Annotated in this window: 18 protein-coding genes; 10 read left to right on the top strand and 8 right to left on the bottom strand. The window is 71.6% G+C overall.

Going from position 1 to position 18,926, the window contains the following annotated elements; genetic code table 11:
- Positions 1-9: 9 nt before the first annotated feature.
- Both ABZ635_RS15130 and ABZ635_RS15135 read left to right on the top strand, forming a co-directional pair.
- Complete coding sequence (locus tag ABZ635_RS15130; RefSeq protein ID WP_357764601.1) at positions 10-945, top strand: sigma-70 family RNA polymerase sigma factor; 936 nt, start codon at positions 10-12, stop codon at positions 943-945.
- A gap of 126 nt (positions 946-1,071) precedes the next feature.
- Positions 1,072-1,728 (top strand): DNA alkylation repair protein, encoded by a 657-nt coding sequence (locus ABZ635_RS15135; RefSeq protein ID WP_357764712.1) that lies wholly within the window; start codon positions 1,072-1,074, stop codon positions 1,726-1,728.
- 114 nt (positions 1,729-1,842) lie between these two features.
- Here ABZ635_RS15135 and ABZ635_RS15140 read toward each other — a convergent pair whose 3' ends face one another.
- Entirely contained in the window at positions 1,843-2,388 is a 546-nt protein-coding gene (locus tag ABZ635_RS15140; RefSeq protein ID WP_357764604.1) for a CGNR zinc finger domain-containing protein, read from the bottom strand.
- Positions 2,389-2,512: 124 nt separating this feature from the next.
- Between ABZ635_RS15140 and ABZ635_RS15145 the strand changes: the two genes are divergently transcribed.
- Entirely contained in the window at positions 2,513-3,760 is a 1,248-nt protein-coding gene (locus ABZ635_RS15145; protein ID WP_357764606.1) for an MFS transporter, read from the top strand.
- A 117-nt stretch (positions 3,761-3,877) separates the two neighbouring features.
- Here ABZ635_RS15145 and ABZ635_RS15150 read toward each other — a convergent pair whose 3' ends face one another.
- Together ABZ635_RS15150 and ABZ635_RS15155 are read right to left on the bottom strand one after the other, a co-directional pair.
- A complete protein-coding gene (locus ABZ635_RS15150) occupies positions 3,878-5,008 on the bottom strand; it encodes an Rv2578c family radical SAM protein (protein WP_357764608.1) in 1,131 nt (376 codons plus the stop codon).
- A gap of 256 nt (positions 5,009-5,264) precedes the next feature.
- The gene (locus ABZ635_RS15155) at positions 5,265-5,405 is read right to left on the bottom strand and encodes a hypothetical protein (RefSeq protein ID WP_357764610.1); all 141 of its coding nucleotides are present in this window, start codon (positions 5,403-5,405) and stop codon (positions 5,265-5,267) included.
- Positions 5,406-5,709: 304 nt separating this feature from the next.
- Between ABZ635_RS15155 and ABZ635_RS15160 the strand changes: the two genes are divergently transcribed.
- The 3 genes from ABZ635_RS15160 to ABZ635_RS15170 are packed head-to-tail and all read left to right on the top strand — an operon-like array spanning position 5,710 to position 8,357.
- On the top strand, positions 5,710-6,624 hold the full coding sequence (locus ABZ635_RS15160) for a MetQ/NlpA family ABC transporter substrate-binding protein (protein ID WP_357764613.1): 915 nt from the start codon (positions 5,710-5,712) through the stop codon (positions 6,622-6,624).
- Positions 6,625-7,680: a methionine ABC transporter ATP-binding protein gene (locus tag ABZ635_RS15165; RefSeq protein ID WP_357764616.1), complete on the top strand. Its 1,056-nt coding sequence runs from the start codon at positions 6,625-6,627 to the stop codon at positions 7,678-7,680.
- A complete protein-coding gene (locus tag ABZ635_RS15170) occupies positions 7,680-8,357 on the top strand; it encodes an ABC transporter permease subunit (RefSeq protein WP_357764619.1) in 678 nt (225 codons plus the stop codon). The genes ABZ635_RS15165 and ABZ635_RS15170 overlap by 1 nt, the downstream gene beginning before the upstream one ends.
- Positions 8,358-8,454: 97 nt before the next feature.
- Here the strand turns inward: ABZ635_RS15170 and ABZ635_RS15175 are convergent, their stop codons facing one another.
- On the bottom strand, positions 8,455-9,096 hold the full coding sequence (locus tag ABZ635_RS15175) for a TetR/AcrR family transcriptional regulator (RefSeq protein WP_357764620.1): 642 nt from the start codon (positions 9,094-9,096) through the stop codon (positions 8,455-8,457).
- 60 nt (positions 9,097-9,156) lie between these two features.
- Here ABZ635_RS15175 and ABZ635_RS15180 point away from each other — a divergent pair, with 60 nt between their 5' ends.
- Positions 9,157-10,566: an aldehyde dehydrogenase family protein gene (locus tag ABZ635_RS15180; protein WP_357764623.1), complete on the top strand. Its 1,410-nt coding sequence runs from the start codon at positions 9,157-9,159 to the stop codon at positions 10,564-10,566.
- 59 nt (positions 10,567-10,625) lie between these two features.
- Here the strand turns inward: ABZ635_RS15180 and ABZ635_RS15185 are convergent, their stop codons facing one another.
- The gene (locus tag ABZ635_RS15185) at positions 10,626-12,239 is read right to left on the bottom strand and encodes a polysaccharide deacetylase family protein (RefSeq protein WP_357764626.1); all 1,614 of its coding nucleotides are present in this window, start codon (positions 12,237-12,239) and stop codon (positions 10,626-10,628) included.
- 177 nt (positions 12,240-12,416) lie between these two features.
- A complete protein-coding gene (locus ABZ635_RS15190; RefSeq protein ID WP_357764629.1) occupies positions 12,417-13,532 on the bottom strand; it encodes a pyroglutamyl peptidase in 1,116 nt (371 codons plus the stop codon).
- Between the two features lie 234 nt (positions 13,533-13,766).
- On the opposite strand from ABZ635_RS15190, the gene ABZ635_RS15195 reads away from it, so the two are divergent.
- The 3 genes from ABZ635_RS15195 to ABZ635_RS15205 all read left to right on the top strand — a co-directional run bounded on the left by ABZ635_RS15195 (position 13,767) and on the right by ABZ635_RS15205 (position 16,449).
- A complete protein-coding gene (locus ABZ635_RS15195; RefSeq protein ID WP_357764631.1) occupies positions 13,767-15,314 on the top strand; it encodes an aldehyde dehydrogenase family protein in 1,548 nt (515 codons plus the stop codon).
- Between the two features lie 155 nt (positions 15,315-15,469).
- The gene (locus ABZ635_RS15200) at positions 15,470-15,940 is read left to right on the top strand and encodes a MarR family transcriptional regulator (protein ID WP_357764634.1); all 471 of its coding nucleotides are present in this window, start codon (positions 15,470-15,472) and stop codon (positions 15,938-15,940) included.
- A gap of 80 nt (positions 15,941-16,020) precedes the next feature.
- Positions 16,021-16,449 (top strand): organic hydroperoxide resistance protein, encoded by a 429-nt coding sequence (locus tag ABZ635_RS15205; RefSeq protein WP_357764637.1) that lies wholly within the window; start codon positions 16,021-16,023, stop codon positions 16,447-16,449.
- 85 nt (positions 16,450-16,534) lie between these two features.
- Here the strand turns inward: ABZ635_RS15205 and ABZ635_RS15210 are convergent, their stop codons facing one another.
- Positions 16,535-17,545, bottom strand: a complete 1,011-nt coding sequence (locus ABZ635_RS15210) for a hemolysin family protein (protein ID WP_357764640.1) — start codon at positions 17,543-17,545, stop codon at positions 16,535-16,537.
- Positions 17,542-18,924, bottom strand: coding sequence for a hemolysin family protein (locus ABZ635_RS15215; protein ID WP_357764643.1), 1,383 nt, complete (start codon positions 18,922-18,924; stop codon positions 17,542-17,544). The genes ABZ635_RS15210 and ABZ635_RS15215 overlap by 4 nt, the downstream gene beginning before the upstream one ends.
- Between the last annotated feature and the right edge of the window lie 2 nt (positions 18,925-18,926).

Here is an 18,926-nt window from a genome sequence, read left to right on the forward strand (position 1 = left end):
GTGACCCGCGTGGACACCGCCGCAGTGGCGCGCTTCGAGGCCAACCGGGACCGGCTGGCCTCATTGGCGTACCGTCTGCTCGGCTCCGCCGCCGACGCAGAGGACACCGTGCAGGACGCCTTCCTGCGCTGGGAGGGTGCCGACCGCGAGAGCGTCGAGGTCCCCGAGGCCTGGCTCACCCGGGTCGTCACCCACCTGGCCCTGGACCGGCTGCGGTCGGCGCGGGCACGCCGCGAGCGGGCGGCGGGGGATTGGCTCCCCGAGCCCCTGTTGGACGGCGACCCGATGCTGGGCCCCGCCGAGACCGCCGAACAGCGCGACTCGGTGAACCTGGCGGTCCTGCTGCTCATGGAGCGGCTCACTCCCGTGGAACGGGGCGTCTACGTGCTGCGGGAGGCCTTCTCCTACACACACGCGGAGATCGCCGGAATCCTCGACATCAGCGAGTCGGCGAGCCAACAGCACGCCCACCGGGCACGGCGCCGGGTCAGCGCCGAGCGGGAGACCCGCGAGGTCGACCGCGCCGTCGCCCGGCGTGTGGTGGAGGCCTTCGTGGAGGCCGCCTCCTCGGGTCGGACCGAGCGGCTGGTGGCGCTGCTCACGCACGACGCGACCGTGGTCAGCGACGGGGCCGGGGGCTTCGGAAGGGTGCGGTGGCACTCCGGGGCGCAGAAGGTCGCCTCCGTGCTGCGTGCCGGGTTCCGGCCCACCGAGGCCAAGAGACGCCTGGTGGGCGGATCACCGTCGGTCCACGCCACCGTGGTCAACGGTTCGCCCGCCATGGTCGTCGCCCTGGGTGATCGGGTCGTGGGGGTCATGGCCCTGGGGATGCGGGACGGACGGATCGCGGAGGTGGTCGGAACCGCCTCAGCGGAGCGGCTCGGCCGGTTCTCCGAAGCGTGGTCGCGCGAGGGGCACGTGGACCCGGTCGTCGCATCGTGGTGATCCCGGGGCACCCCCTCCACGACGTGTGCACCGACCTGTGCGTTCGGGTCCTCCGCCCGGCGTAGGTTGGGTGCGTCGAGTGGGGGAGGGGTGGTCGAGGTGGTCGAGACGACGGTGGACGAGGTCATGGCGGAGCTGGCCGGGTTGGAGGACGCCCGGGTCCGTGCGGTCAACGAGAGGCACGGCGACGACCACGGTGTGAACCTCACCAAGCTGCGGGCCGTGGCGAAACGGCTCAGGAAGCGACAGGACCTGGCAGTGGAGCTCTGGGCGACCGGCGACAGCGCCGCGCGGCTGCTCGCGCTGCTCGTCTGCCGCCCCCGGGAGTTCGGCCGCGACGAGTTGGACGCCATGCTGCGCGGGGCGCGCACTCCCAAGGTGCACGACTGGCTGGTCAACTACGTGGTCAAGAAGGGCCCGCACGCCGAGGAGCTGCGCCTGGCCTGGTTCGACGACCCCGACCCGGTGGTGGCGAGCGCGGGCTGGGCGCTGACTGTCGAGCGGGTCGGGAAGCGGCCCGAGGGGCTGGACCTACCGGGGTTGCTGGACACCATCGAGGACGGCATGGCCGACGCCCCCGACCGGTTGCAGTGGGAGATGAACAACTGCCTGGCGCGGATCGGTATCGACCACCCGGAGTACCGCGAGCGGGCGGTGGCGATCGGGGAGCGGTTGCGGGTCCTGGAGGACTACCCGACCCCGCCCGGGTGCCTCACCCCGTACGCGCCGGTGTGGATCGGGGAGATGGTGCGCCGCGCCGAGGAGGCGCGAAGGCTCGGGTGAGACACCCGGCGCCACGCATGTGAATCTACAACGTAAAGGTGTCGGTTCGGGTCGATAGCAACCGCTTGAACCCCTCCATCGCCTCTCCACAGGAGAGCCGTTCTCCAAAAAACCTCAGTCCCGTGTGCGCGCTCGGCGCTCCCTCTCGGAGTGCCGACGGGACTTGGTCCGGTTCCCGCACACCCGCATCGAGCACCAGCGGCGGCTCTGGTTGCGGGAGCCGTCCCAGAACACCCACAGGCAGGTGTGCTCCGCGCACCTCTTGAGCCGCGCCACGTCCCCGGTGGTCACCAGCCGTACCCAGTCCAGGGCCAGCGAGGCGCACGCCGCGCGCACCGGGCCCAGGTCCGGGTCGGGGACGAGTGTCCGCTGGCCGGGGGAGAGGGAGGCCAGCAGCGGCAGCTCCGCCAGGAGCGCGTCTCCCCGCGCCAGCGCGTGCGGATCGGCGTCGGCGCCGTCCAGGGCGGCTCTCAGCCCGGCGCGCAGGTCCGTGAAGGCCCGGTGGTCGGCCTCGTCGGCCCGGGTTCCGGCCCCGATCAGGCCCTGTTCGCGCAGCCAGCGGGTCAGGTCCTCGGGCGTGGACAGCTCGTCGCGGCCACTCTCCAGGTCGAAGGTGTTCGTGAACAGTTCGACGCGGGCGGCAGCGGGCGGGCGTTCCATGTTCGCCTCCTTCGAGTAACTGGTCAACCAAGGTTAGCGGTTACGGGTCTGTTCTGGTGCAAACCCACTGTCGGTGCCGCCCATTCCGGGCTACTATCCACCAAACGGCTTAAGGTGGTTAGTCATGTCGAAGCTCCTCGCCACGACGCGTTCCGGTGCCCGTTCGGACGCGCGCAACACCGGTGTCCTGGTCGCCTTCACCGCGCTCACCAACCTCGCGGACGGCGTGCTCAAGGTGGCCCTGCCCCTGGTCGCCACCACGCTGACCTCCTCGCCCGGGCTCGTCGCGGCGGTCGCGACCGTCCTCACGCTGCCCTGGTTGCTCACCTCTCTACACGTGGGCGTGCTGGTGGACCGCTTCGACCGCCGCGCGCTGCTGCTCGCCGCCAACCTGGTCCGGGTGACGACCATGGCGGGCCTGGTGGCGGCCCTGCTCGCCGACTCCCTCTCGCTCCTCCCGCTCTACGCGGGCGCCGCGCTGATGGGGGTGGCCGAGGTCGTGGCCACCACCGCGTCGGTGGCCCTGGTCCCCGCCGCCGTCACCCCACCGGGCCGCGAACGCGCCAACGCCTGGATGGCCGGAGCCGAGACCGCCTGCGGGGAGTTCACCGGTCCCTTCGTCGGCGGTGTACTGGTGGCCGTCGGTGCCGGGCTCGCTCTGGGAGCCACCGGGGCCGCGTACGTGGTGGGCATGCTGGTGCTGCTGTTCCTGGTGGGGCGCTTCGCCCCGCACGCGGGGGGAACGCGCCCGCAGGGGTCGGTCCACGAACGGATCGGCGAGGGGCTGGCCTACCTGTGGCGGCAGCCGATGCTGCGCGGCATGGCACTGCTGCTCACCGTGCTGTGCGCCTGTTGGGGCGCGTGGCTGGCGCTGATGCCGCTCGTGGCCACCGAACTGCTGGACCTCGGCGCGGCCGAGTTCGGTGTGCTCATGAGCGCGCTCGGGGCCGGAGGCATCGTCGGAGCGCTCACCGTGGGATGGGTGAACCGGTTGCTGGGCAGGCGCTGGGCGATGTTCGCCGATCTGCTCGGGACCGCCGCGATGATGGCCGCTCCGGTGCTGAGCGCGAACCTGTGGGTGGTGGGCGCCGCCGCGTTCCTGGGCGGTATGGGCGGCACCCTGTGGACCGTCAACACCCGCACCATCAGCCAGCGGATGGTGCCCGACGCCATGTTGGGCCGGTTCAGTGCCGCGTTCCGCCTGTTCGGATGGGGAGCCATGCCGTTGGGCGCGGCGCTGGTGGGTGTGCTCGCCGAACTGGTGGGGATACGGGCGGCCTTCGCGTTCTTCGCCGTGGCGGCGCTGCTGACCGTCGTGCCCTTCCTGCGCGTGGTCACCCCGGCCGCCCTGGCCGCCGTTCCCCGGCACTGACACCGGCACTGATCACCGGCACCCGTACACCGGGCCGCGGCGGCAGCCGGGCGAGGGCCCGGGGGAGCGGGGGCCGTACCGGTGGGGCGCGCGAGCGCCCCCGCGCCGGGCACGCCGCTAGGCCACGGGGAGATCGAGTCGGAGCTGCTCGTCACCTCGGGCCGCTCCTCCCGCGGGAGCCTCCCCGCCCCCGGCCTCCCCGCTCCTGCCTTCTCCGGCCTCGTCTCCGCCCGCGCCTTCGGTGCCCCGGGGGGAACCCGGTCTGTTGAGGCCGTACCGGGCGGCGATCTCGCGCACGGCCGTGGTGACGATCCGCTGGTAGGACCGGGGCGCGTAGGAGCCGCCCCCGTACAGCTCGCGGTAGAGCGGCAGCAGGCGCGGATGCTCCCGGGCCAGCCAGGCGCGGTACCACTCCCGGGCGCCCGGCCGCAGGTGCAGCACGACCGGGGAGACACGCTTCGCCCCGGCCTCGGCGATGGCGGCCACCGTCTCCTCGATCTGTTCGGCGGAGTCGGTCAGCCCGGGCAGGATCGGTGCCATCAGTACCGAGCACTCCAGGCCGCGTTCGCTCAGCGCGCGGACCACGCCCAGACGGGCGCGGGGGCGGGGCGTGCCCGGCTCGACGGTGCGCCAGACCCGGGGGTCCACGGAGCCGACCGAGACCGCCATGCCCACCCGGGTCACCCGCGCCGCCTGTTCGAGCAGGGGTAGGTCGCGCAGGACCAGGGTCCCCTTGGTGAGGATGGAGAACGGGTTGGCGGTGTCCCTCAGCGCGGAGATGATCCCCGGCATCAGCCGGTAGCGGCCCTCGGCGCGCTGGTAGGGGTCGGTGTTGGTGCCCATCGCGATGTGCTCGCCGGTCCAGGACGGGCGGGCGAGTTCGGCGCGCAGCCGCTCAACGGCGTTGACCTTGACCAGGATGCGTGTGTCGAAGTCGTGTCCGCTGTCCAGGTCGAGGTACTCGTGAGTGCGGCGGGCGAAGCAGTACACGCAGGCGTGCGAACAGCCCCGGTAGGGGTTGAGGGTCCACCGGAACATGGGGTCGTCTCCGGGGACCCGGTTGATGACGGACCGGGCGCGGATCTCGATGGCGACCGCCTCGCCGTCCTGTCCCGCGAGTACCGGACCGGGGGCCGGTGCGCCCAGCCCGGCCCTTCCGGTGCCGCGCGAGGGTGCGGGTGCGGCGGGGGCGAACAGAGCCCGCTGCCCGGTGTGGTCGGTTTCCTCACGAAGGTTCTCCCAGCGCATGGGCGTTATTCGAACATGGTTTCGAACTCCTGTCCAGTCGTTCGGCGGGGCTGTGGATCACGCGGTTCACGTGCCCGGGAGTGGCCCGCCCCGGTGAAGGCCTCGCCGCTGGGTTCCACCCGACGCGCTCCAGGGCGAACTCCACGCCGTGGTCCTCGATCGCCCGGGCCTGGGCGAAGGGTGGGGGGATGGCTGGACGCCGAACGCGTGGTCGGCGTCTCCGCTCGCGTCAACGGCCCCGTTGTCCGCGCACGGGTCACGGCCACGCGGTCACGGACACGCGGTCCGGATCGTCCGACGCCGGTTCCGGGATGTAGTCGGCCCGTTCTCCGGAAACGACGTGTCCGCTGCGGTCGACGATGGCGTCGAGGTAGTCGGGAATCGGTGAAAGCAACAAGGCTGCCCCCGCGCTTTCGGTCGATTCTGATCTGTGAGTCGCCTCACGGTTCCCCCCTGGTCACGTCGGGTGTAACCCCTTCAGGGCTGGTGGCCGGTCCGGAGGCGAAAGGGAAACAGGGAACGTTTTTCAAGGGGCGTTAACATGACGCGCACACTGTATTGTTGCCGAAATATTTCTGAAGTTCGTTTTGCCTTTTTGGGTTATTCTCCTTTCGTCCAGGAATTCCTCACCGCCCGCTCCGGAACGTTGTCCGGCGCCGCTCCCGCGCGGCGTGCCCGTACCCATGCGAAAGAGAACACCCATGTCCACCACCGAACGCTCCTCCCTGTACCCGCACGGCGCCTCGGCGCTCGCCGCCGCCTCGGCCCTCGCCCTGGCCCTGACCGGCTGCGGACCCGACAGGGGAGACGGCGGTTCGTCCGGAGCCGAGGGGGAGCCCTTCCGGATCGGGGTCGTGGGAGTCAACGAGACCCACCGGCTCCTGGCCCAGCTCGCGGAGGAGGAGCTCGGCCACGAGGTCGAGCTGGTCAACTTCACCGACTACAACCAGCCCAACCCCGCGCTGGCCAACGGCGACCTCGACGCCAACTGGTTCCAGCACATCGCCTACCTGGCCGACTACAACGCCGCCTCCGGCGACGACCTGACCCCGATCGGGCCCACCGAGATCGTCCCGCTCTCCCTGTACTCGGCCGACTACGAAGCGGTCGACGACTTCCGCGAGGGCGACGAGATCGCCGTCCCCAACGACGCCGTCAACCAGGGGCGCGCCATCAACGTGCTGGCCCAGGCCGGGCTGGTCGAGCTCAGGGAGGACACCCCGCAGCCCCAGCCGCGGGACGTGGACGAGGACGCCTCCACGGTCACCGTCACCCCGCTCTCGGCCGAACAGACCGTCAACGCCCTCCAGTCGGTCCAGGGCGCGGTCATTAACAACAGCTTCCTCAACGACGCCGGAATCGACCCGAAGTCGGCCCTGTTCGGCGACGACCCCGGCGACCCCGCCGCGTTCCCCTTCGTCAACGCCTTCGTGGTGCGCGCCGAGGACGGCGACAACGAGGCCCTGGCGGCGATCGCCGCGCTCTACCACGACGACCGCGTCCTGGAGATCGCCTCGGAACTGTCGGAGGGCACCTCCGTACCGGCCGATGTCGACGTCGACGAGCTGCGCACGGCCCTGTCCGACTACCAGGCCGCCATCGGAGACGGTGAATAGATGAGCACGGCGCACCCCGGCGGCGGTCCGCCGCCGGGCACGGCCCTGATCGAGCTGCGGGGCGTCACCCGGACCTTTGGCCAGGGGGAGCGGGCCGTCACGGCCGTCGACGACGTGTCGCTGAGCGTTCACCGGGGCGAGGTCCTGGGGGTCATCGGTTTCTCCGGTGCGGGCAAGTCCACCCTCATCCGGCTCGTCAACGGTCTGGAGAAGCCCACGTCCGGGTCGGTCCACGTGCTCGGCCAGGAGATCTCCGCCCTTCCGGAGCGGAGCCTGAACAGGGTCCGCTCCCGCATCGGGATGGTCTTCCAGCAGTTCCACCTGTTCACGTCCCGCACGGTCGCCGGAAACGTCGCCTACCCCCTGCGCGTCGCGGGATGGGACCGGCGGCGGCGCGGGGGCAGGGTCGCCGAACTCCTGGAGTTCGTCGGCCTCACGGACAAGGCCGACCAGTACCCCGAGCAGCTCTCCGGAGGGCAGAAACAGCGGGTCGGCATCGCCCGCGCCCTGGCCGCGGAGCCGGACATCCTGCTCGCCGACGAGTCCACCTCGGCCCTGGACCCCTCCACCACCGGGGAGGTCCTGGCCCTGCTGCGGCGCGCCAACGAGGAACTGGGCGTGACCATCGTGGCCATCACCCACGAGATGGAGGTCATCCGCGCCATCGCCGACCGGGTGGCCGTGATGGACCGGGGCCGCGTCGTCGAGACCGGAACGGTCCACGCGCTCTTCTCGGACCCGCGCGCCGGTGAGGCGACCGGCTTCGTGTCCCGCGCGCTGAAGGGGCGGCCCACGCCCGAGGACGTGGCGCGGATCAGGAGGACGACCTCGGGGAGGCTGGTCACGGTGTCGTTGGGCGACCCGGGCGCGGTCGGGTCCGTGCTCGGGCGCGCCGAAGGTCTGGGGGCGAGTTTCGAGATCGTGCACGGCGGGATGAGCACCACGAAGGACGCGTCCTACGGCCTGGTCACCCTGGCGGTCGGCGGGCCCGACGCCGCGGCCCGGCGGTTCATCGAGGCGCTGGCCGCGGCCGGTCCCGTCCAGGAGGTGGACTGATGGTCGAGGCCTACCGTGGTCTGGACTGGGAGTACTACGGTCCCGCGCTGGTCCGGGCGATGCTCGACACGCTGTACATGGTCGGCTGGGCGTTCCTGATCGGCGGCCTGCTCGGCCTGGTGATCGGTCTGGCGCTCTACACCACGCGCGAGGGCGGGCTGTACGCCAACCGGCCGGTGTGGCACCTGACCAACGTCCTGGTGAACCTGGTCCGTCCCGTCCCGTTCGTCATCCTCATCGCCGCCCTGCAACCGGTCACCATCCAGGTGGTGGGCAGCGGCATCGGCAACGACGCGGTCGTCTTCGTGATGGTCTGCGCCTCCAGCTTCGCGATCGCGAGGATCGTCGAGCAGAACCTGGTGTCGGTCGACCCGGGCGTGATCGAGGCGGCCCGGTCCATGGGCGCCTCGCGGATACGCGTGGTCCTCACGGTACTGCTGCCCGAGGCGCTGGGGCCGCTCGTGCTCGGCTACACGTTCGTGGTCATCGCGATCACCGACATGTCCGCGCTGGCGGGCATCATCGGGGGCGGTGGGATCGGCAACTTCGCCATCGTGGAGGGCTACAACCGGTTCCGGCCCGAGGTGACCTGGCTGGCGGTGGTCGTGGTCGTCGTCTTCGTTCAGTCGTTGCAGGTGGTGGGGAACGCGCTGGCACGCCGGGTCATGCGCCGTTAAGCGGGCCAGCACGTCCGTGTCCCACGCGGGTGCGGTGATCCTCTGGCCGACCCGGTGCGCGGGGCCGTGGGCTGACCGCCTCCCCGACCCACGGCGCTCAGGCGGCGCGGAGGCCCAGGGCCCGGAGTAGGTAGGGGAGCAGGCGTTCGGCGATGTCGGCTCCGGGGGTGGCGGCGGCCCCGCCGCCGCTCCCGGGTGGGACCAGGAAGGTGTGGCTGACCATCGGGCCGATGACCAGTTCCGCGACCACCAGCGGGTCCTCCACCAGGGGAATCTCCCCGCGCTCCACCGCCCGGTCGAGGACGGCCAGTACGCGTTCCTGGAGAGGGACCACGAAGGCATCGAAGAGCACGTCGGCCAGTGCCTGGTTGTGGGCGGCCTCGCCGAGGACCGCGCGGAGCAGCCGCCCGGAGGGGCCCTCCAGGGCGGAGGCCTTGTCCCGGAGCAGGGCCCCGAGGTCGGCGGTGAGGTCGCCGTGGTCGTGGTCGGGGCCGAGGTTCTCCGCCCAGGCCCTGGCGGCACCGACCACCAGGTCCTCCTTGGAGCGCCAGCGTCGGTACAGGGTGGCGGTGGAGACCCCCGCGCGGCGTGCGACGGCAGCGGTGGTCAGGCCGCTGTAACCGTGTAGCTGTAGCTCGGCGAGGGTGGCGTCCATCAGCGCGCGGTCCCGGCTCGCGTCGCGGGGGCGGCCCCGTGGGGCGCCCCCGGCGGACGTCTCCGGCAGATGGTCCGTCGTCATGGCTCAAATCGTAGGTGATCGGACACTTGGAAACGAAACGTTTTCGTTTACTCTGGGGCCATGGCTCACACCAACGCCTCCGAATCGCTCACGCTCACCTCCGAGATCCCCCAGATCGTGGCCGGGCTGCGTGCCACCTTCGACAGCGGCCGCACCAAGCCGCTCTCCTGGCGCCGCGCGCAGCTGCGCGCGCTGCGGCGCATGCTCACGGAGGAGCGCCCCACCCTGGAGAAGGCGCTCCGCTCCGACCTGGGAAAGCCCCCGGTCGAGGCGCACACCACCGAGATCGGGTTCGTGGTCAACGAGATCGACCACACCCTCAGACACCTGGCCTCGTGGCTGCGCCCCCAGCGGGTGTCCGTGCCGGTGGCGCTGGCCCCGGCCCGGGCCCGGCGCGTCCGTGAACCCCTGGGCGTGGTCCTGGTCGTCAGCCCGTGGAACTACCCCGTCAACCTCTCCCTGGCCCCGCTGGTCGGCGCGATCGCGGCGGGTAACGCCGCGGTGCTCAAGCCGTCCGAACTCGCCCCCGCGACGTCGGCCGCGCTGGCCGACCTCCTCCCGCGCTACCTCGACACCTCGGCGGTCGCGGTGGTCGAGGGGGGCGTGCCCGAGAGCACCGCGCTCCTGGCGGAACGCTTCGACCACATCTTCTACACCGGCAACGCGGCCGTGGCCCGGATCGTCATGGCGGCCGCGGTGCGGCACCTGACCCCCGTCACCCTGGAGCTGGGCGGCAAGAGCCCGGCGATCGTCGACCCCGGAGTGGACCTGGCCACCACGGCCCGACGGCTGGCCTGGGGCAAGTTCACCAACGCGGGGCAGACCTGCGTGGCCCCCGACTACGTGCTGGCCGTCGGGGACACCGCCGAGCCGCTCCAGCGCGAACTTGCCGCCGCCGTCACCGAGATGTTCGGCACCGATCCGGCGACGAGCGCCGACTACGGACGCATCGTCAACGAGCGCCACTTCGACCGGCTCAGCGCGCTGCTGGACAGCGGCAAGGTGGTCGCGGGCGGGCGGACCGACCGCGAGGAGCTCTACATCGCCCCGACGGTGCTCGGCGACGTGGAACCGGACACGCCGGTGATGGCGGAGGAGATCTTCGGCCCGATCCTGCCGGTCGTGCGGGTCCCCGACCTCGACGCCGCGATCCGGTTCGTCAACGAACGGGACAAGCCGCTGGCCCTGTACGCGTTCACCGACTCCGACACCACCAAGCGCCGCCTGACCACCGAGACCTCTTCGGGAGCGCTGGGGTTCGGTCTGCCGATCGCGCACCTGGCCGTGCCGGACCTTCCCTTCGGCGGGGTGGGGGAGAGCGGGATGGGCGCCTACCATTCGGCGGCCTCCATCGACACCTTCTCGCACACCAAGTCGGTGCTGGACAAGTCGCTGCTCATGGACACGATGCGGGTGGCCTACGCGCCGGTCAGCCAGGTGAAGGAGCGCATCCTGCGCCGGCTGCTCTGAGCGGGACCCGGACGGGCCCCGGCCGCCGCGGCGACCGGGGCCCGTGAGGCGTTGGCGGGTCACTCCACCCGCGCGTCGGTGTGCGTCTCGCCGGGCCTGAGCCCGTCACCGAAGATCTCGCTGACCGTCACGAAGTGGAACCCCTGGTCGTGCAGCCCCTCCAGCACGTCCGGGATGGCGTCCACGCTCGACTGGTGGATGTCATGGAACAGGACCACGCTGCCCTGCTTGGTCTCGCTCAGCGCGTGCTCGGCCACCGCCGAGGTGTCCCGGCTCTGCCAGTCCATGGTGTCCACGTCCCACAGGATGATGGGATGCTCCGTCGCGTCGCTGACGGTTCCGTTCATCGCGCCGTAGGGCGGACGCAGGGTGGGCGGGGCCTCCCCGGTCACCTCCTGGACCGCCTGGTCGGTGCGCTCCAGGTCCTTGGCCACCCCGTCGGCCGACAGCGTGGTGAGGTCGTCGTGCTTCCAGGTGTGGTTGCCCATCTCGTGTCCCTCGGCGTGCGTGCGCTCCACCACCTCGGGGAACTCGCCCACGAGCGAGCCCAGCACGTAGAACGTGGCCCGGGCGTCGTACTCGCCCAGGTGGTCCAGGAGTTCCTCGGTGTACTCTCCCGGCCCGTCGTCGAAGGTCAGCGCCACACATTTGAGGCGCTCGCAGTCCAGGGTGTTGCCCTCGGCCGTCAGGGTGCCGTCGAACGGGAAGTCCCCGGGGTCCGCGTTGGACCCCACGGCCGCGCCGCGCGCGTGGTAGCCCAGTTCGGAGAGGACCTCCTCGGCCTCCTCCGGTTCCACGGGCAACAGGACCTCGCCGCTCCGTCCCGCGTTCGGGACATCGGCCGGGTCCATCCGTACGGCCAAGCCCCCCGCCGTACTGAAGGCCAGGTCGGCCAGCGGGGACTCGGCCCAGCGTTCGGCCGCCTCCCAGGCCTGTTCGGGGTCGGCCAGGTCGGCGTCGCCGGGAGTGGGCGCCTCCGCGTCGGCATCCTCCCGCGCCTCGGCGTCCCGAGCACCGGTACCGTCCGCCTCGGCCCCGGTGTCCTGGTCGGGCTCCCGCTCCGGCCCGGAGGCCCCCGCCGACACCGAGTCCGGGTCGGCCTCGGCGCGCTGGGCGATCTTCCCCAGGAGTCCAGGCAGCTGTTCGGCGGAGAGCTGGTACCCGTCGCGCAGCACCCGTGCCACAGCCAGGTGCGCCGCCTCCAGGGCACTCTCGTCCCTGAACAGGGAGGTCCAGGGCAGGACCTCTCCGGAGGCGGAGTCGTACCAGAGCGTCGAGGTCTCGGTGCCGCCTTCGCGCACGCCCGACGTGACGGCGGACGTGCGGACGCCGATCACGTCCTCGGAGGCGGCCAGGAGTTCGACGTCCTGAACCAGTTCTGGTCTGCCGTGGTCCGGCAGCTCCTCAAGGAACGCGGTCTGCCGCTCGGCCATCCTGGTGCGGACCTCCGTGGTCAGCGGGTGGGACTCGCCCAGGATCGGATAGCGGTAGCTCACCGCGCTGTGGTCGACCTGAACCGCCACCGTGCGCGTGGCCAGTCCCTCCAGGGTGTCCGGAGAGAGCTGGATCGCCTCAGCGTAGGGCAGGTCCTGTTCCGCGGAGCAGCCCGGGACGAGTAGCAGGCCCAGAGCCGCACTGACAGTGAGTTTTCGTCGCAGAGAGGTGTCAGCCACGTGGGGGACCTTATCGGAGCCACACATCCGACAGGCGGACACAGAGTAATGGCGCGTGCTCTCAGAGCGATGAAATGCCCGACTGTGGACGGAAGGTGAGTTTTACGAAGTCGCCCCTCGTCCGGGCGTGTCACCACGGCCCTTCGGGCCACTCCGACCCCCCGCTCCCGCCGTACCTCACAGCCCCCCGGGGTCTCCCGGGTCGTCTTCGGGAGGCGGTGCCGACAACGCCTCGGAGGCCACCACGGCCACCAGAGCGCGTGTACGGGCCAGCGTGTCGGCGTGCTCGTCCGGCCGTCGGGTGCGCGGCAGGTGGACGTGTCCGGCCGCCACACGCGAGCCCGCCCGGTCCCGCAGCAGCGTGTTGCGGTAGGCGATCTCGTTGGACAGGTAGTCGCCACCGCCGCCCTGACGCGACGCCGAACCCGGGCTGGGACCGTCCGGGCGTGTCACCGGCGCGGCGCCGCCCTCGGGAACCTCGGTGACCTCGGTGTTGGCCACCATCGCGTGCGGCCCGTCCGTGTCGGCGACGATCCGCTCCAGGGGCAGGGAGGTGCGGGTCCACTCCGGCACGTCGGACCCGGCCACCGGCGCGCGACCGGTACGCGACACCCCGAGGTTGTCCACACCGCCTCCGCGCCACACGCCGTTCCAGACCTCCAGGTCGAACCGGTCGCGGCCCCGGCTCAGCGTGATCACGGCGTCGGCGGTGCCGTACTGGTCGGCCAGCGCCTCCTCCACGATCCCGGCGTCGAAGTCCGCCCAGCGGACCGGGAAGACCGCGCAGCGCACGACGGCCGTGCGGTCACCCACCGGGAAGGTCCACCCGTGTAGGTCCAGGGCTGCCGCTCCCGAGGGGTTGGAGCACTCCGGGTCGGTGTCCAGGTGGAAGGGGTCGAAGCCGGTGACCACCACGCGGACCCAGCGGTCCCCCGGGGGGAAGTCGAGGTCGGTGATGCCCCGGGAGGCGGTCTCGAACAGGTGCAGCAACCCGGCTCGGTCGTCCGCGCCCAGCGGGAAGGAGGGCTCCCACGCCCGCAGCCGGGAACGCAGGACCAGACGCGCCCAGTACAGGGGGCGGTCGTCGACGGGGTCGGGGCCGGTGCGCGCGGACTCGGTCCACAGCCGTGAGGCGTGGGAGGCGACCACCTCCCGGGCCTGGGTGAGGTCGGTGCTCGCGCGCAGGTCGGCGGCGAACAGGGGGTCGGCGGCGCCGAAACCCGAGCGGGCCAGGATCTGGCGGGGCTCGGGAAGGTCGGCGCGGGCCTCTTCGTGGGTGGTGTCGTGGTGCACGGGCCAGCCGTCTGGGTCGGGGGCGGGGAGAACGGGCCCCGCGAGTCTAACGGTCTCCCACGACGATCCGTACGGGCTCGAGGGGCCGGGCCGGAAGGGGTCGCTCTCCCGGTCGGGCGGGTGTTCGGGCCGTACGCCACGCCCCCGTGCGGGGCACCCGGGGGTGGACCGCCGGGCCCGGAGTTGGCAAGGTGTGTGATGACCGCCTCCCCTCTCAACGGAGAGAGAACACACATGCACACTGGTGCCCTCCCCGACACCGAGGTCCTCGCCGAACGCGCCCGGACCGCGCTGGAACGGTGCGGCGTGACCCGCCTGCCCGAACCCCTCGGGGCGCCCGGTCGGGCCCGTACGCCGATCACCGGCGGGACCCTCTTCCCGGTCGAGTTCGACACCCCCGCCTCCGCCGAGAGCGCGGTGGCCGAGGTGCACGGTTCCTTCACCCGCGCCTGGCGCGACACCCCCGCCCCGGTACGCGGGCGGCTCGTCCACCGCCTCGGCGAGCTCCTGCGCGAGCACAAGGCCGACCTGGCCGAGCTGGTCACCCTGGAGGCGGGCAAGATCCGCTCCGAGGCCCTGGGCGAGGTCCAGGAGATGATCGACGTCTGCGACTTCGCCGTGGGCCTGTCACGGCAGCTGTACGGGCGCACCATGCCCTCGGAGCGCCCGGGCCACCGCCTGATGGAGACCTGGCACCCGTTGGGCGTGGTCGGTGTCATCACCGCCTTCAACTTCCCCGTCGCGGTGTGGTCCTGGAACACCTGCGTGGCCCTGGTGTGCGGTGACACGGTGGTGTGGAAGCCGTCCGAGCTCACCCCGCTGACCGCTCTGGGCTGCCACGGCCTCCTCATGCGGGCGGCGGCCGACGTCGGCGCGCCCTCCGACGTGCACCGGGTGGTCCTGGGCGGGGCCGAGGTCGGCGACGTCCTGGTGAACGACGCGCGGGTGGCGCTGGTGTCGGCCACGGGGTCGACCGCGATGGGCCGGACCGTGGCGCCGAAGGTGGCGGCGCGGATGGGTCGGTACCTGCTGGAACTGGGCGGCAACAACGCGGCGGTGGTGACGCCCTCCGCCGACCTGGACCTGGTGGTGCGGGGGAGCGTGTTCGCGGCGGCCGGTACGGCCGGGCAGCGCTGCACCACGCTGCGCCGCCTGATCGTGCACGAGGACGTGGTCGACGGGGTGGTCGAGCGCGTCGTGGACGGCTACCAGCAGCTGCGTGAGCGGATCGGCGACCCCTACTCCGAGGACACCCTGGTGGGCCCGCTGGTGGGGGAGCGGGGGCACGCGGCCATGCGCGAGGCCCTGGAGCGGGCGCGGTCCGACGGCGGCGAGGTGCTGGTGGGCGGTGAGCGGAGGCTGGACAAGGACGCCCCGGACGCCTACTACGTGGAGCCCGCCGTGGTGCGGATGCCCGCGCAGACCGACGTGGTGCGCACGGAGACCTTCGCGCCGATCCTGTACGTGCTCACCTACCGCACCCTGGAGGAGGCGGTGGAGCTGCACAACGGCGTCCCGCAGGGGCTGTCCTCGGCGATCTTCACCCAGGACCAGGCGGAGGCGGAGCGCTTCCTCTCGGCGGCCGGGTCCGACTGCGGCATCGTCAACGTCAACATCGGCACGTCGGGAGCCGAGATCGGCGGCGCCTTCGGCGGGGAGAAGGACACCGGCGGCGGTCGCGAGTCGGGCTCGGACTCCTGGAAGGCGTACATGCGCCGCGCGACCAACACCGTGAACTACGGCGGCGAGCTGCCTCTGGCGCAGGGCGTGCGCTTCCTCTAGGAGCACCGTACGCGGGGCTCCCCCACGGGCGGGGCCCCGCCCGTGGGGGAGCCCTACGCGGGAGCGGCCCATCCCGCCCTCAATGGTTGTGCACAACACTGTTGTGCACAACCAAATTCTGTTACGGTGGTCGCGACGTCGAGGGGAGGAGCACCATGAGCGTCGACGACGGGGGAGACCCCCTCGCCCTGGACCGGCAGCTGTGCTTCTCCCTGTACACGGCCTCCCGGGCCCTGACCGGCCTCTACCGGGAGGTGCTCGCCGACCTGGGGCTCACCTACCCGCAGTACCTGGTGATGCTCGTGCTGTGGGAACGCGGCACCCTTCCGGTCAAGGAACTCGGTCTGGCGCTGAGCCTGGACTCGGGCACCCTCTCCCCCCTGCTGCGCAGGATGGAGGGCGCCGGACTCCTCACCCGCAGGCGCGGACCCGAGGACGAGCGCATCGTGCGCGTCAGCGTCACCGACGAGGGCGGCCGCCTGCGAGAGCGGGCCGGAGGCGTCCCCGAACAGATCCTGTGCGCCACCGACCTTCCGGCGGACAGGGTCGAGGAACTCCGGGAGCTGCTCGACCACGTCACGCGCTCGGTGTCCGCGGCCACGGGCCGCCCGGCAGGGCTCCCCTGACCCGGACGCCGGACGCACCCCCATCACCCACCATGACACCGCGGGCCCGGCGCCGCGCCGGGCCACAGAGAGGGACCGACATGGCCTACAACGTTCTCTACACCGCCAACGCCAGCGTCACCGGCGAGGGCCGCAAGGGCTCGGGCGCGACCGACGACGGCCGCCTGAGCGTCGACCTCTCCGTGCCTGCGGGCGTGGGCGGCGACGACGGCCCCGGCACCAACCCCGAGCAGCTCTTCGCCGTCGGCTACGCCGCCTGCTTCCACGGCGCCCTCAAGAACGTCGCCCGCCAGGCCAAGACCACGGTCGACGGCTCCAGCATCGACGCCCAGGTGAGCCTCGGCAAGTCCGAGGAGGGCCTGGACATCGCCGTCGAGCTCGTCGTCACCCTCCCCGGCCTGGAGCGGGCCGAGGCCGAGAAGCTGGTCGAGGCCGCCCACCAGATGTGCCCCTACTCCCGTGCCACCCGCGGCAACATCGAGGTCACCCTCACCACGAAGACCGCCTGAGGCCCACGGCAGAACCTCGAACACACGCAGCGGGGGCCGGTCACGTCCGTGACCGGCCCCCGCCGTGTTCTTCCCGACCCTCGGGTCAGGCCGCCGTGTCTAGCAGCAGCAGGCGGTCCAGGATGTCCTGGAGCGTCACCAGCCCCACCACCGCGCCCTCGTCCTCGACGAGCGCCAGGTGGCTACGGCTGTCACGCATGATGCCCATCGCCGCGTACATCGGGGTGCCCACCGACAGCGTCAGCACCGGGCGCATGAGGTCGGCGGCGGTGGTCCCGTCCGGCCTGGTCAGCGCCTCACGCACGTGCAGCACACCGACCGGCTCGTCCGACTCCATCACCACCAGCCGCAGGTGCGTGGACTCGCGCGAGACCCGCTTGATCTCCTCCACACCCGCGTCCGGCGCCACCCACGCGATCTCCTCGCGCGGCGTGAAGTGCTCGTCCAGCGGCTGGGAGTTGACCTCGAGGGCCGTGGCCAGCTGGTCACGGCGCTCGGAGTCCAGGGCACCGGCCTTCGCCGAGTGCTCCACCAGCTCGCGCACGTCCTCCGGGTTGTGCCCGCTCACCAGCTCGTCCACCGCCTGCACACCGAAACGGTGCAGGACCCAGTTGGCCATGCCGTTCAGCATCACGATCAGCGGACGGGTCAGCCACATGAACGCCCGCATCGGGATCGCCAGCATCGTCGCCGACTTCTCCGGATGCGAGATCGCCCACGACTTCGGCGCCATCTCACCGATCACCAGGTGCAGGAACGTCACGATGATCAGCGAGAACGTGAACGAGAGCACGTACGCCACCGAGTCCGGAAGACCGCTGAACAGCGGCTCCAGCATGTGGTGGAACGCCGGCTTGGAGATCGCGCCCAGGGCCAGCGTGGCCAGGGTGATCCCCAACTGCGAACCGGCCAGCAGCAACGACAGGTCACGGGCGCTCTTGAGCGCCGCGCGCGCCGAGGCGCTGGTGTGCGCGGCCTCCTCCAGCCGGTAGCGGCGCGCCGCCACCAGGGCGAACTCGATCGCCACGAAGAAACCGCTCAGCGCGATGAACACCACGGTCAGACCCATGGCCCACCACACGTTCATGTCGCTCATGCCCGCACCTCCCGTGCGCCGTCCTCGACCACCTCACGCAACCGCAGCTCCACCGTGTTGGGAACGTGCCGCTGCACCGCGTTCACGGTCAGCGTCAGCGCCATGTCCGGGTCACCGTCATGGGCACTGGCGGGGCGGGGCAGCGACAGCTCCACCCGGTCGCCGACCTGCGGAAGCCGGTGCAGCTCGTGGATGACCAGACCGCCTATGGTCTCGTAGTCGCCCTCGGGCAGGTCGTGGCCGATCAGCCGCTCCACCTCGTCGATGTGCAGGGCGCCCGGCACGATGTAGCCGTTCTCCCCGTCCAGGTGGGCGGGTGCCTCCTCCTCCGGGGTGTGCTCGTCGGCGATCTCGCCCACCAGCTCCTCCGCGAGGTCCTCGGTGGTGATCACACCGGCCAGACCGCCGTACTCGTCCACCACGCAGGCGAACTCCTCGCCCGCCTCGCGCAGCTGGTCGAGCACGCCCGGCAGCGGAAGCGAGGCCGGGACCATGACGGTCGGCCGCGCCACCTCGCTGACCCGCACGTCCGACAGGTCGCGGTCGCCCAGCGCGAGCACGTCGCGCAGGCAGATCACGCCCACGATGTCGTCCACGCCCTCGCCCAGGACCGGGAATCGGGAGTGGTCGGAGGCCATCAGCTCCACCACGCGGCTGACCGGCTCCCCCTCCTCCACGGTGGTCACCTCGGGACGCGGGATCATCGCGTGCCCGGCGGTGCGGTCGTGGAAGTCGAGGGTGCGGTCCAACAGCGTGGACACCTCGGCGGGCAGGTCGCCGGTCTCACGCGACTCGGCGATGATGCGCTCCAGGTCGCGCGGGGTCGCCGCGTGCTGGACGTCCTCCACCGGAGTGATGTTCACCAGCTTGAGCAACCAGATCGCGGCCTGGTCGAACAGCCAGATCACCGGTCCGAAGACCTTCAGGTAGATCCCCGTGGACAGGGCCAGCCAGCGGGCCACCGGTTCGGGGCGGGCGATGGCCAGGTTCTTGGCGAAGAGCTCGCCGAACACCATCTGGACGACGGTGGAGAACAGCAGGGCCAGGAAGAGGCCGATCGCGAGTCCGGTGCCGACCGGGACACCCGCGCCGCCGAGAAGCTCACCGACGCCGCGGCCGATCATCGGTTCGGCGACGTAGCCGACCAGCAGGGTGGTGACGGTGATGCCCAGCTGGGCACCGGAGAGCATGAAGGACGTTCGGTTCGTGATGGCCAGGGCGCGTTTGGCGCCGGTGTCACCGGCCGCGGCCCGCGACTTGAGCCGCGAACGGTCCACGGCCATGTAGCCGAACTCCTGGGCGACGAAGTATCCCGTCGCCACGGTGATCAGGAAGACCACCAGGGCACCGAAGGCGATACTGAGGACGGTGCTGATCATCG

It is taken from the genome of Nocardiopsis sp. NPDC007018 (genome assembly GCF_040635075.1).
GTDB lineage: Bacteria > Actinomycetota > Actinomycetes > Streptosporangiales > Streptosporangiaceae > Nocardiopsis.

Bases quoted from the DNA above. Each gene is read 5' to 3' on its own strand.
- ABZ635_RS15135 (WP_357764712.1), top strand. From the start codon at position 1,072: ATGGCGGAGCTGGCCGGGTTGGAGGACGCCCGGGTCCGTGCGGTCAAC.
- ABZ635_RS15140 (WP_357764604.1), bottom strand. From the start codon at position 2,388: ATGGAACGCCCGCCCGCTGCCGCCCGCGTCGAACTGTTCACGAACACC.
- ABZ635_RS15145 (WP_357764606.1), top strand. From the start codon at position 2,513: ATGTCGAAGCTCCTCGCCACGACGCGTTCCGGTGCCCGTTCGGACGCG.
- ABZ635_RS15150 (WP_357764608.1), bottom strand. From the start codon at position 5,008: ATGCGCTGGGAGAACCTTCGTGAGGAAACCGACCACACCGGGCAGCGG.
- ABZ635_RS15160 (WP_357764613.1), top strand. From the start codon at position 5,710: ATGTCCACCACCGAACGCTCCTCCCTGTACCCGCACGGCGCCTCGGCG.
- ABZ635_RS15165 (WP_357764616.1), top strand. From the start codon at position 6,625: ATGAGCACGGCGCACCCCGGCGGCGGTCCGCCGCCGGGCACGGCCCTG.
- ABZ635_RS15170 (WP_357764619.1), top strand. From the start codon at position 7,680: ATGGTCGAGGCCTACCGTGGTCTGGACTGGGAGTACTACGGTCCCGCG.
- ABZ635_RS15175 (WP_357764620.1), bottom strand. From the start codon at position 9,096: ATGACGACGGACCATCTGCCGGAGACGTCCGCCGGGGGCGCCCCACGG.
- ABZ635_RS15180 (WP_357764623.1), top strand. From the start codon at position 9,157: ATGGCTCACACCAACGCCTCCGAATCGCTCACGCTCACCTCCGAGATC.
- ABZ635_RS15195 (WP_357764631.1), top strand. From the start codon at position 13,767: ATGCACACTGGTGCCCTCCCCGACACCGAGGTCCTCGCCGAACGCGCC.
- ABZ635_RS15200 (WP_357764634.1), top strand. From the start codon at position 15,470: ATGAGCGTCGACGACGGGGGAGACCCCCTCGCCCTGGACCGGCAGCTG.
- ABZ635_RS15205 (WP_357764637.1), top strand. From the start codon at position 16,021: ATGGCCTACAACGTTCTCTACACCGCCAACGCCAGCGTCACCGGCGAG.
- ABZ635_RS15210 (WP_357764640.1), bottom strand. From the start codon at position 17,545: ATGAGCGACATGAACGTGTGGTGGGCCATGGGTCTGACCGTGGTGTTC.
- ABZ635_RS15215 (WP_357764643.1), bottom strand. From the start codon at position 18,924: ATGATCAGCACCGTCCTCAGTATCGCCTTCGGTGCCCTGGTGGTCTTC.